An 11,361-nucleotide genomic window follows, 5' to 3' on the forward strand; every position below is an offset into this window, starting at 1 on the left:
CCCTCTGCCCGTCCGCGCCCGCCCTCCCCTCCCCGCCTGACCGCCGCGTCCCCCTGCCCGCCCCCTCCCCGTCTCCTCCGGCTTCCCGGCCGGCGCCCGGCACCACGCGATCGCCGGAGGGGTGGTTCGGCGGGAGCGGGGGAGGGGTGATCAGGTCGTTTCGGTAGCCTTCTAGGGTGAGCGCCACGACGACCCGGGTCTTCGTCGCGCGGCTGGCCGGGATCGCGGTGTTCGACCCCGCGGGAGATCAGATCGGCCGGGTGCGCGATGTGGTCGTCGCGCTGCGTCCCACCGGGTTGCCGCGCGTGCACGGCCTCGTGGTCGAGGTGCAGCCGCGGCGGCGGGTCTTCCTGCCGATCACGCGGGTGACCAGCATCGACCCGGGCGCCGTGATCTTCACCGGGCGGCTGAACATGCGGCGGTTCGAGCAGCGGGCGTCCGAGACCCTGGTGATCGCCGAGCTGCTGGACCTGGCGGTGACCGTCGAGGGGGAGCGGGTCACCGTGCTCGATGTCGCGATGGAGCAGCACCGCGACTGGGTGGTCACCAAGGTCGCCGTACGGCGGGGCGAGGGGCGCGGGTTCCGGCGGCGGCGCGGCGAGACGCGCATCGTGGACTGGGAGGAGATCCGCGGCTTCGGCGAGGTCCAGCAGGACCAGGGGGCGGCGGGCCTGCTGGCGGCGTTCGAGGGCATGCGCCCGGCGGACCTGGCCACCGCCCTGCACACGCTGTCCTCCAAGCGCCGGGTCGAGGTGGCCGCGGCCCTGGACGACGAGCGCCTGGCCGACATCCTGGAGGAGCTGCCGGAGAACGACCAGGTCGAGATCCTCGGCACACTGGAGGTCGAGCGCGCGGCCGACGTCCTGGAGGCCATGGGCCCCGACGACGCCGCCGACCTCCTCCACGAGCTGCCGCCCGAGCAGGCCGAACGCCTCCTCCGCCTGATGGAGCCCGCCGAGGCGGCCCCGGTGCGGCGCCTCCTGCGCTACGAGGATGACACCGCGGGCGGCCTGATGACCTCCGAGCCCGTGGTCCTGCCCCCGGACTCCACGGTCGCCGAGGCCCTGGCCCACATCCGCAACCGGGACCTGTCCCCGGCGGTGGCCGCGCAGGTGTACGTCTCGCGGCCGCCCACCGAGACCCCGACCGGCCGGTTCCTCGGCATCGCCCACTTCCAGCGCCTGCTCCGCGAGCCGCCCGCCACCCTCCTCGGCGCCATCCTGGACAACGCGCTCGACCCCATCCGCCCCGAGCTCCCCCTGCGAGGCGTCACCTCCTACCTGGCGTCGTACAACCTCGTGGCCGCCCCGGTGGTCGACGAGGCCGGGCGGCTGCTGGGCGCGGTGACGGTGGACGACGTCCTCGACCACATGCTCCCCGAGGACTGGCGAGAGCTCCCGGCAGGAGGCACCGATGGCGCTGAGTAACCGCCTCGACCAGCCGCGGGACGTCCGCCGGCCGCTGGTGGCCCTGCCGCACTACGACCCGGAGACCTTCGGCCGCCTGTCCGAGCGGATCGCCCGGTTCCTGGGCACGGCCCGTTTCCTCGTCTACATGACCGGGTTCGTGGCCCTGTGGGTGGGCTGGAACATCCTGGCCCCGGCGAACCTGCGCTTCGACCCCTACCCCTTCATCTTCCTGACCCTGATGCTGTCCCTCCAGGCGTCCTACGCGGCCCCCCTGATCCTCCTCGCGCAGAACCGCCAGGCCGACCGCGACCGCGTGCAGTACGAGAACGACCGGCTGGCGGCCGAGCGCAACCAGGCCGACACCGAGTACCTGACCCGCGAGATCGCCGCCCTCCGCATCGCCGTCGGCGAGGTCGCCACCCGGGACTTCATCCGCGCCGAGCTGGCCCGCCTCCTGGAGGACCGGGACGACCGGGACAGGGAACCGCGCGACAAGGAATCCCGCGACAAGGAATCCCGCGACAGGGAGCCCCGCGACAGGGAGCCCCGCGACAAGGACGCCAGGGAAGAGGACCCCCGCCCCGGCCCGTGAGCCCTGCCCCCGGCCGGCGACCGAGCCCGTGATCCGAGCCCGTGACCCCGGGCCCTGGCGCGGCGGCCCGGTCAGGCTCGCGGGTCCTGGGAGGAGGTCAGGAGCTTGGTGAGCATGTGGCGGGCCTGGGTGAGCTCCTCGCCGGTGAAGACGTTCAGGACCTGGGCGCGCACGCCGGCGAGGTAGGTGGGGGTGGCCTCGGCCTGGCGGGCGGCCCCGGCGTCGGTCAGCACGGCGAAGAGGCCGCGGGCGTCGCTCTCGCAGGCCTCGCGGTTGACCAGGCCGTCCCGCTGGAGGCGGTCGATCAGGCGGGTCAGGCCGCTCCGGGACAGCAGGACCCGGTCGGCCAGGTCGTTCATGCGCAGCCGGCGGCCGGGGGCCTCGGCGAGCTGGGTGAGCACGTCGTAGGAGGCCAGGGCCAGGTCGTGGCGGGCCAGGAGGTCGGCTTCCAGGTGGCGGGTTATCCGCACCTGGGCCCGCTGGAGCATGCGCCAGACCGCGAGTTCCTCGTTGGTGATCGCGGGGCCGCCGGCCGTCAGGGTCACGGGGACAATCCTAGACGGGCGCCCGTCACAGGGCGCGAGACCTGTACGTCTCGCACATCACACCCCGCGTGTTCGCCCGCGCGCCCGGCAGTTCATAGCATGAATGCATGGCTCCCACCCCGGAAGCGGTGATGGCAGCGCTGGCCACGGTCAACGACCCTGAGATCCGGCGTCCTATCACCGAGCTCGATATGGTCAAGGGCGTGGACATCGCCCCGGACGGCGACGTCCGCGTCGAGGTCTACCTCACCGTCGCCGGCTGTCCGCTGCGCGACAAGATCACCAAAGATGTCACCGAAGCGGTCTCGCGGATCGATGGGGTGCGCAACGTCAAGGTCGACCTCGACGTGATGAGCCCCGAGCAGCGCAAGGCGCTCCAGACCAAGCTGCGCGGCTCGGCCGAGCCGGAGAAGGAGATCCCCTTCGCCAAGCCCGGTTCGCTGACCCGCGTGTTCGCGGTCGCCAGCGGCAAGGGCGGCGTCGGCAAGTCCTCCGTCACCGTCAACCTCGCCGCCGCGATGGCCGCCCAGGGCCGCAAGGTCGGCGTCGTGGACGCCGACATCTACGGCCACAGCGTGCCGCGCATGCTGGGCGCGGACGGCCGCCCGACCCAGGTCGAGTCGATGATCATGCCGCCCAACGCGCACGGCGTGAAGGTCATCTCGATCGGCATGTTCACCCAGGGCAACACCCCGGTCGTCTGGCGCGGCCCGATGCTGCACCGCGCGCTGCAGCAGTTCCTCGCCGACGTCTACTGGGGCGACCTGGACGTCCTGCTCATGGACCTGCCCCCGGGCACCGGCGACATCGCCATCTCGGTCGCGCAGCTCCTGCCGACCGCCGAGCTGCTGGTCGTCACCACACCGCAGCAGGCGGCCGCGGAGGTCGCCGAGCGGGCCGGCTCCATCGCGGTGCAGACCCACCAGCAGATCGCGGGCGTCATCGAGAACATGTCGTACCTGCCCTGCCCCCACTGCGACGAGCGCATCGACATCTTCGGCTCCGGCGGCGGCCAGGCGGTCGCCGACGCGCTGACCAAGCAGCTCGGCGCGCGCGTGCCCCTGCTCGGCCAGGTCCCGCTCGACACCCGCCTGCGCGAGGGCGGCGACAGCGGCAAGCCGATCGTGCTCTCCGACCCCGAGGCCCCGGCCTCCCGGGAGCTCCGCGGCATCGCCGACCGCCTCGGCCAGCGGAGCGCGAGCCTCCTCGGCCGCCAGCTCGGCCTCAACCCGGTCGGCCGCTGAGCCCCGCCGGAGGACGCCCCCAGGCGTCCTCCGGTCCGCGAGCCGCCCCGTCCCCGCCCCGATCCGCCCGTACGGCGTCCCGCCGCGCCCGGCGGTGCCGTACGGCGTCCGCCTCGTCCGCGCCGGCCGTACGGCGTTACGCCGCGCGCCGCCGTACCCGCGCCCGGGAGTCAGCGGCCGGCCGGGACGCCGTTCCTGACCGTGCGCCGGGCGGCGGAGGACAGGGCGGCCCCGCACAGGATGACGACCACCGCCACGGCGAGGGTGGGCCGCATCGCGGTGACGAACGCCTGCGTGAAGACCTCGTGGGCCAGCTCGGCGACGCGCCGGGCGGCCTCGGCGGGCAGCCCGCCGGGCGGGTGGACCCCGGTCTGCCCGGCCCCGACCTCCAGGCCGCCCCGGGCCGCCTGCCGGAACCCGTCGAGGAACGGCTCCCGGGCCTGCGGCGGCAACAGCCCCGCCCGCCTCTCCGCCTCGCCGGCCAGCGCGGCGGCCAGCCGGTTCTGCAGCAGGGCGCCGATGACCGCGCCGCCGATCACCGAGCCGAGCTGCCGGTTGGTGTTGAGCACGCCCGAGGCGGCCCCCGCCACCTCGGGCGGGACGCTGAGCGTGGCCAGGGTGCCCAGCGGGGCGAACGTGAACCCCACTCCGAGACCCGCCGCCACCAGCGGGATCACGAACACCGGCCAGTCGGAGTGCGGCCGGGCGACGATCGCGATGAGGCCCACGCCCACGGCGTACATGACGAGGCCGGACATCAGCAGGTACTTCCCGCCCACCCGGTCGGCCAGGCGCCCGGCGACCGGACCGGCGACCATCGAGGTCAGCGACATGGGCGCGAGCGTGAGCCCGGCCTTGAGCGCGGACATGCCCAGCACCGACTGGAGGTACAGCGTGAGCGGCAGGAACGTCCCGATCATGGCGATGGAGATGGCGACGCTCACGCCGTTCATCAGCGTGTAGTTCCGGTCGTGGAACAGCGCGAACGGGATCAGCGGCTCGGCGCCCTGGGCCCGCCGCTGCTGGTCCAGGAAGATCGCCAGCAGCACGAGCCCGGCGACCGCGAGCGCGACGATGATCCGGTTCCAGTGGAACCGCTCGCCCTCGGTCAGCGCGAACGCCAGGCAGAACAACGCGGCCGTGGAGATCAGCACGCCGGGCACGTCCAGCCGGTGCCGCCGGGTGATCCGCGTCGGCGGGATCGCGGTCATCGCCAGGAACAGCACGATCACGCCGATGGGCACGTTGACGAAGAAGATCCAGCGCCAGTCGAACGCGGTCACCAGGAACCCGCCGAGGGTGGGCCCGGCCAGCGTCGCCACGCCCGCCACCGCCGACCACACGCCCATCGCCAGGCCGCGCCGCTCCGGCGGGAACACGCCGATGATGATCGCCATCGTCTGCGGCATCAGGATCGCGGCCCCGACGCCCTGGAGCACCCGCGCGGCGATCAGCAGTTCCGGCCCCTGCGAGACGCCGCACAGCACCGACGCGACCGTGAACACGACGACGCCGATCACGAACATCCGGCGGCGGCCGTAGAGGTCCCCGAGCCGTCCCGCGGTGATGAGCAGTACGGCGAGGGCCAGCGCGTACGCGTTGATCACCCAGAGGATCTCGTCGAGCGAGGCCCGCAGGTGATCGATCATGCTGGGGATCGCGATGTTCACGATCGTCAGGTCCAGCAGGGTCATGAAGAACCCGAGGCACAGGGCCATCAGGATCGCCCACGGGTTCCCTCGCCAGGTCGTCACCCGAGGTGTTTACCCAGGTGACGGGGTCGGACTCCTGTGAGCGTCCGTGCCGCGCGGGGCGGCGCGGACGCCGCGCGGAGTGGCGGGGAACCGCGCGAGGGGTTCAGAGCCGCGGGCCGAAGGTCGTGAAGAACCAGAACGACGAGGTCAGCCAGAGCCCGACGATCGCGGTGAACGCCAGCCCGCCCAGGACCGGCAGCGCCCACCCGGGGACCCCGCGCCGGGTCAGCGCCAGCATCTTGGCCGTGAACACGCCGTAGAAGAAGCACCCGAGCAGCGAGTGCGCCACGACCCGGGGCTCGGTCAGCCGCGTCCCCAGGGCGTACAGGCAGTGGTACGCCACGGGCACGCTCACCAGGAACGCCAGCCGCCCCGACCACCGGTGCAGCGCGCCCAGCCGGCGCGGGGCGGGCGCGGCGGCGGGCCGGGCGTACATCAGCAGGGCCGAGCCGAGCTGGGCGAGCGCCAGCAGGAGCGTGAGCGTGGTGAGCCAGGACTTCATCGGGAGCGGGCCGGAGAACCCGGCGACGCTCACGGCGAAGGCGGTCGGGGTGTGCACCCTGCCGTACACCCCGAGGGCCAGCGCGACCAGGGCGCCGGCGGCCAGCGGGAGCAGTACGGGGGCCAGGCCGTCGCGGGCGGGCGGGTCCTGGGGGTTCATGAGGGCTCCTCTGCAGGCGTCGGAAGCCGCTGGAAGTCGTCGGAAGTCGTCGGAAAACGTTGGGAGTCGTCGGGCGCCGGTCAGAAGCCGCCCCCGCCGGAGACGGGCTCGGCGGTGACGGTGACGCCGTCCACGACGGCGGTGCGGGAGGCGGGGTCGAGTTCGGGGGCGGGCGCGGGCCGGCCGCCCCGGTTCAGCACGCCGACCTGGGTGCCGTCGGGGAGCACGATCCAGCCGCCCCTGACCCGCGCGCCGCGCACGACGGCGGTGGCGCGGTAGAGGCCGGACGGGGCGGTCACGGCGGGCGCGGTGAACCCGAACCGGCCGGTGCGGAGGATGACGGCGCCGGTGGCCTCGCCCTCGCCGACCGAGCCGGTGATCCGCGCGCCCGCCGGGGACGAGAGGGCGAGCAGGCCGTCCTCGACGGTGCCGCGCAGCCAGGCCTCGGTGCGGCGGCCGTCGCAGACGTACGCGATCGCCTTGCCGTCGCGGATGGAGAGCGCCACGACGGCCCGTGTCCGCGAGGCGCGCCCCGCGAAGTCGACGCGTTCCGGAACGGGGGCCGGCGTGGGGGCGGGGGCGGCGGTGCCCGCGGGGGAGGGCGTCGCCGTGGAGGTGGCGGTCACGGTGGGGGCCGGGGCGGGGGACCGGCCGCCCCCGGCCTGGGCGGGGGCCGGTTCGCGTGCCGCCCGCGAGGTGAGCACGCCGAGGGCGAGCACGAGCGCGACGCCCGCGAGCAGGGTGTGGATCGGGCCGAGGCGCTTCATGGTCGACTCCGGTGGTCGGGCGGCTCTCCTCCAGTAAGTACGGATACGGCCGGCGGAGGGGTCGATTCCATGAAGAAATACGCGCTCGCGCCCCCGAATCCGCTTCCCCCGGCGGCGTTTCCGCAGTTGGAGATCGCCGCGAGGAGGTGTCGCCCCGCCGGACGGGATAGGAATGGGGTATGCACGAGCCTGAGCCTCCTCGGCAGGACCCGCCGTCTCCCGACGCCCCGGCCGGCGAGGAGTCCCACCCCGCCCCGCCCGCCCGCCCCGACTTCGCCCCGCCCGACGGGTCGCTCCCGTACGCCGGGGGAGGGTCCGGCGAGCCGTACCGCGCGGACGCGGGGACCGGCCGGCCGGACGCGCCGGGCGCGCCGGGTCAGGGATCGCCCGCCCAGGGCGCGCCGGGCCAGGGGACGCCGGCCCAGCCGGACCAGGCGACGCCCGCGTGGGCGCTGCCGGGGGACCCCGCGCCGCAGGCCCCGCGCGAGCCGTACGGCGGCGGCCCCCACGACGGCGACCGCCCGCACCAGGGCGCCCAGCCGTACGGCGGGCCGCAGGACGCCGCCGGTCAGCCCCACGCCGCCGGTCAGCCCTACGGCGGGGGCCAGGCGTATCCCGGGAATGCGCCCTACCCCGCGGCCACGCCGTACCCCGGGAACGCGTACCCCGGGAACGCGTACCCCGGGAACGCGTACCCCGGGAACGCGCCGCACCCGGGCGGGCAACCGTACGGCGGCGGGCCGTACGCCGGGAACCAGCCTCACGGTCCCTACCAGGGCGGTCCCTACCAGGGCGGCCCCCACCAGCAGCCGTACCAGCGGCAGCCGGGGCAGCCCCACTACCCGGGCGCGGGCCCGTGGCAGCAGTGGGGCCCGCCGCCGCCCCCGCAGCCGTGGATCCAGTCCGCGCCGCCCGGGGCGACGTTCGACCACCTCGCGCGCAACCCGCTGAACCGCTGGTGGCGGCCGGTGCTGGGCGCGGTGATGATCGTGGTCGGCGCGTTCGTCGTCGTGCTCGCGCTCTTCCTCGTGGCGATGCTGTTCGCCCAGGTCACGGGCATCGAGCTGGTCACCAGCGGCGACCGGGTCTTCGAGGAGCCGCTGCTGGACCTGGCGCTCCAGCTCGCCTCGATCGCGCTGCTCATCCCGATCGTCTTCGGCGTGACCTGGCTGATCCAGCGGCGGCCCGTCGGCGGCCTGACGTCGGTGCTCTACCGCGTGCGCTGGGGCTGGCTGCTGCGCTGCGCCGGGGTCGCGGTGATCGCCGTGGTGCTCGCCGAGCTGACCCGCGTCCTCGTCTACACCGCGACCGGCGAGGAGGTGGGCGACCTGTTCGGCTGGGCCGGGTGGGGCACGTTCCTGCCGGCGCTGGCCGTCGTGCTGGTGCTGGTGCCGTTCCAGGCGGCCGCCGAGGAGTACGTCTTCCGCGGCTGGCTGCTCCAGGCGTTCGGCGCGTTCCTGCGCAGCCCGTGGGCGGGGATCGTGGTCGGCGCGGTGCCGTTCATGCTGCTGCACGGCTACGAGGTCTGGGGCAAGGTGGACGTCTTCGCGTTCGCCGTGGTCGCGGGCTGGCTGACGGTGCGCACCGGCGGCCTGGAGGCGGCGATCGGCCTGCACGTGGTCAACAACATCGCGGCGTTCCTCCCGAGCGCCGCCGCCGGCAAGCTCGACGACGCGCTCATCCAGGGCGAGGTCCCCTGGCAGGCCATCGCCGGCACGATCGTCCAGCTCGGCGTCTTCTCCGTCGCCGTGATCCTCCTGGCCCGCCGGGGCCGGGTCGACGTCGTGACCCCGCGCCCGGTCACCGCCGAGCCCGCCGCCGCCTCCGCCTGACCTCTGGCCGGCCTCCGCCTGCACCCCGGGGCGGCCCCGGCTCACGCCGTACGACATGAGTCCGCGCGGCGCGGGCCGCCCGGGGGTGGGCGCGGGCGCGGACCTTCCCAACGGGCCCGGTGGCGTGACTAGATTTACGTTCTAGTTACCCGCTGGGAAAGGGAGCGCCATGGGCCGTCTCGCTCAGACCGAGGGATTGACCGACGTCCAGCAGGAGATCCTCGACACCGTCCGCAGGTTCGTGGACAAGGAGATCATCCCGGTCGCCGGGGAACTGGAACGCCGGGACGCCTACCCCGAGCAGATCGTCTCCGGCATGGCCGGGCTCGGCCTGTTCGGGCTGATGATCGACGAGGAGTACGGCGGGCTGGGCGAGTCGCTCCTGACGTACGCCCTGGTGGTGGAGGAGATCGCGCGCGGCTGGATGAGCGTCAGCGGCATCCTCAACACCCACTTCATCGTGGCCTACATGATCGGCAGGCACGGCACGCCCGAGCAGCGCGAGCGCCTGCTCCCGAGGATGGCCGAGGGCTCGGTCCGCGGCGCGTTCTCCATGTCGGAGCCCGGCTGTGGCTCGGACGTGGCGGCCATCCAGACCCGGGCGGTGCCGGACGGCGACTCCTACGTGATCGACGGCCAGAAGATGTGGCTCACCAACGGCGCCAGCTCCCACGTGATCGCGACCCTGGTCAAGACCGACCCGGCGGCCGGGCACCGCGGCATGACGACGTTCCTGGTCGAGAAGGAGCCCGGGTACGGCGAGGTCGCCCCCGGCCTGACCATCCCCGGCAAGATCGACAAGCTCGGGTACAAGGGCGTGGAGACGACGGAGCTGGTCTTCGACGGGTTCCGGGTCCCGGCGGCGAGCGTGCTCGGCGGGGAGCCGGGACGGGGCTTCTACCAGATGATGGACGGCATCGAGGTGGGCCGGGTCAACGTGGCCGCGCGCGCCGCCGGGGTGGCGAGGCGCGCGTTCGAGCTGGCCGTGGCGTACGCCCAGCAGCGGGAGACGTTCGGGAAGAAGATCGCCGAGCACCAGGCGGTGATGTTCCGGCTGGCCGAGATGGCGACGAAGGTCGAGGCGGCGCACCAGATGGTGGTGATGGCGGCGCGGCGCAAGGACTCCGGGGAGCGCAACGACCTGGAGGCGGGCATGGCGAAGTACCTCGCGAGCGAGTACTGCAAGGAGGTCGTGGAGGACGCCTTCCGGGTCCACGGCGGGTATGCCTACTCCAAGGAATACGAGATCGAGCGGCTGTACCGCGACGCGCCCATGTTGCTGATCGGCGAGGGCACGGCGGACATCCAGAAGATGATCATCGGCAGGCGGCTGCTCGAGGAGTACCGATCACAGTAGGGTGCCGCGGTGGACAGTACTGATCCCCTCGACGCGCTGCTCCCGCTGGAAGGGCGGCTGCGGCGGCAGGCCCGCGCCTGCGCCCGGCTCGGCTCGCCGATGTACGCCGAGCTGCTGACCGAGGCCGCGGCCGACGTCGCCCGGGGCGGGGTGGTCGCGCACGTGCTCTCCGGCCACGAGGACGCCCCCGAGCGGGCGGCGCTGGCGCTCCGCCTGCTCGGCGCGGTGCACCGGCTCGTGCTGGAGGGCCGCGTGCCGGAACTCGCCGTCTACTACCCGAGCGTCGGCGGCACGGCGGACCCGCTCAAGGCCTGGCCGGTGTTCCACCGGGTGCTGGAGACCCACGAGGCCGAGATCCGCGCCCGCCTCGACGCGCCGCCGCAGACGAACGAGGTGGGCAGGTCCGCGCCGCTGCTGGGCGGGCTGCTGCGCATCGCCGCCGAGACCCGCCTGCCGGTTCGGCTGCTGGAGATCGGCACCAGCGCGGGCCTCAACCTGCGCTTCGACCACTTCCGCTACGACCTCGGGAGCCGGGTGTACGGCCCGGCGGTCTCGCCCGTGCTGCTCTCCCCGGCGTGGACCAACTCGGGCCCGCCACTGGACGCCCCGCTGGAGGTGGCCGAGCGGATCGGCTGCGACCCGATGCCGATCGACGGGGCCAGCCCGGAGGGGCGGCTCGGGCTCCTGTCGTACGTCTGGCCGGACCAGCCCGACCGCATCGCCCGGCTGCGCGGCGCGTGCGAGGTCGCCGAACGCGTCCCCGCCACGCTGGTCCGCGCCGGCGGGGCCGACTTCCTCGCGGACCTGGCCCCGGCGGAGGGCGTGGTCACCGTCGTCTGGCACTCGATCATGCGGCAGTACGTCACCCCCGCCGAGTGGCGCACGATCGAGGGCAGCCTCTCCCGGGCGGGCGAGGCCGCGACGCCCCGGGCTCCGGTGGCGCATCTGGCGTTCGAGCCGCGCCGCGACGACGACGGAGTCGTGATCTTCGAGGTGACCCTGCGGCTGTGGCCGGGGGGTGAGCCGCGCGTGATCGGCACGGCCCCCCCGCATGGCCTCCCGGTGACATGGAACTGACCTTTCGCGCCCCCGCCCAGGCCACGGAATGCCCGACACGACAGGGGTTCCCGCGCGAGTGATCACGCATCGGCGGCTGGGTATCAGTATGATCGCGCACGGTTTGTCGCTCGGCTCGGCGGT

At 74.1% G+C, this 11,361-nt stretch carries 10 protein-coding genes; 6 read left to right on the forward strand and 4 right to left on the reverse strand.

Features of this window, described 5'->3' with window-relative positions; all coding sequences use genetic code 11:
• Positions 1 to 176 precede the first annotated feature (176 nt).
• Together D5H75_RS11850 and D5H75_RS11855 are read left to right on the forward strand one after the other, a co-directional pair.
• Positions 177 to 1,427 carry a magnesium transporter MgtE N-terminal domain-containing protein gene (locus D5H75_RS11850; protein ID WP_119926425.1) on the forward strand — a complete coding sequence of 417 codons (1,251 nt, stop codon included), beginning with the start codon at positions 177 to 179 and terminating at the stop codon, positions 1,425 to 1,427.
• Entirely contained in the window at positions 1,414 to 2,001 is a 588-nt protein-coding gene (locus D5H75_RS11855) for a DUF1003 domain-containing protein (protein WP_119926426.1), read from the forward strand. Before D5H75_RS11850 ends, D5H75_RS11855 begins: the two co-directional genes overlap by 14 nt.
• 71 nt (positions 2,002 to 2,072) lie before the next feature.
• On the opposite strand, the gene D5H75_RS11860 is transcribed toward D5H75_RS11855, so the two are convergent.
• Complete coding sequence (locus tag D5H75_RS11860) at positions 2,073 to 2,546, reverse strand: MarR family winged helix-turn-helix transcriptional regulator (RefSeq protein ID WP_242454157.1); 474 nt, start codon at positions 2,544 to 2,546, stop codon at positions 2,073 to 2,075.
• Between the two features lie 107 nt (positions 2,547 to 2,653).
• On the opposite strand from D5H75_RS11860, the gene D5H75_RS42930 reads away from it, so the two are divergent.
• The gene (locus D5H75_RS42930; protein ID WP_119926427.1) at positions 2,654 to 3,790 is read left to right on the forward strand and encodes an Mrp/NBP35 family ATP-binding protein; all 1,137 of its coding nucleotides are present in this window, start codon (positions 2,654 to 2,656) and stop codon (positions 3,788 to 3,790) included.
• Positions 3,791 to 3,960: 170 nt separating this feature from the next.
• Here the strand turns inward: D5H75_RS42930 and D5H75_RS11870 are convergent, their stop codons facing one another.
• From D5H75_RS11870 to D5H75_RS11880, 3 genes are all read right to left on the reverse strand, one after another.
• Entirely contained in the window at positions 3,961 to 5,544 is a 1,584-nt protein-coding gene (locus tag D5H75_RS11870) for a DHA2 family efflux MFS transporter permease subunit (RefSeq protein ID WP_119926428.1), read from the reverse strand.
• Positions 5,545 to 5,647: 103 nt separating this feature from the next.
• Positions 5,648 to 6,205, reverse strand: a complete 558-nt coding sequence (locus tag D5H75_RS11875) for a DUF6529 family protein (RefSeq protein WP_119926429.1) — start codon at positions 6,203 to 6,205, stop codon at positions 5,648 to 5,650.
• An 80-nt stretch (positions 6,206 to 6,285) separates the two neighbouring features.
• Positions 6,286 to 6,972 (reverse strand): hypothetical protein, encoded by a 687-nt coding sequence (locus D5H75_RS11880; RefSeq protein ID WP_119926430.1) that lies wholly within the window; start codon positions 6,970 to 6,972, stop codon positions 6,286 to 6,288.
• A gap of 179 nt (positions 6,973 to 7,151) precedes the next feature.
• On the opposite strand from D5H75_RS11880, the gene D5H75_RS11885 reads away from it, so the two are divergent.
• The 3 genes from D5H75_RS11885 (at position 7,152) to D5H75_RS11895 (ending at position 11,238) form a co-directional block, all read left to right on the forward strand.
• Positions 7,152 to 8,804 carry a CPBP family intramembrane glutamic endopeptidase gene (locus D5H75_RS11885; protein ID WP_119926431.1) on the forward strand — a complete coding sequence of 551 codons (1,653 nt, stop codon included), beginning with the start codon at positions 7,152 to 7,154 and terminating at the stop codon, positions 8,802 to 8,804.
• Between the two features lie 169 nt (positions 8,805 to 8,973).
• Positions 8,974 to 10,161, forward strand: a complete 1,188-nt coding sequence (locus D5H75_RS11890) for an acyl-CoA dehydrogenase family protein (RefSeq protein WP_119926432.1) — start codon at positions 8,974 to 8,976, stop codon at positions 10,159 to 10,161.
• Positions 10,162 to 10,170: 9 nt separating this feature from the next.
• Entirely contained in the window at positions 10,171 to 11,238 is a 1,068-nt protein-coding gene (locus D5H75_RS11895) for a DUF2332 domain-containing protein (protein ID WP_202638060.1), read from the forward strand.
• Positions 11,239 to 11,361: the final 123 nt, after the last annotated feature.

This window comes from Bailinhaonella thermotolerans, assembly GCF_003594875.1.
Classification (GTDB): Bacteria; Actinomycetota; Actinomycetes; order Streptosporangiales; family Streptosporangiaceae; genus Bailinhaonella; species Bailinhaonella thermotolerans.

What these genes read in the sequence shown, in the direction of transcription:
- D5H75_RS11855 (WP_119926426.1), top strand. Translation starts at nt 1,414, where the DNA reads ATGGCGCTGAGTAACCGCCTCGACCAGCCGCGGGACGTCCGCCGGCCG.
- D5H75_RS42930 (WP_119926427.1), top strand. Translation starts at nt 2,654, where the DNA reads ATGGCTCCCACCCCGGAAGCGGTGATGGCAGCGCTGGCCACGGTCAAC.
- D5H75_RS11875 (WP_119926429.1), bottom strand. Translation starts at nt 6,205, where the DNA reads ATGAACCCCCAGGACCCGCCCGCCCGCGACGGCCTGGCCCCCGTACTG.
- D5H75_RS11880 (WP_119926430.1), bottom strand. Translation starts at nt 6,972, where the DNA reads ATGAAGCGCCTCGGCCCGATCCACACCCTGCTCGCGGGCGTCGCGCTC.
- D5H75_RS11885 (WP_119926431.1), top strand. Translation starts at nt 7,152, where the DNA reads ATGCACGAGCCTGAGCCTCCTCGGCAGGACCCGCCGTCTCCCGACGCC.
- D5H75_RS11890 (WP_119926432.1), top strand. Translation starts at nt 8,974, where the DNA reads ATGGGCCGTCTCGCTCAGACCGAGGGATTGACCGACGTCCAGCAGGAG.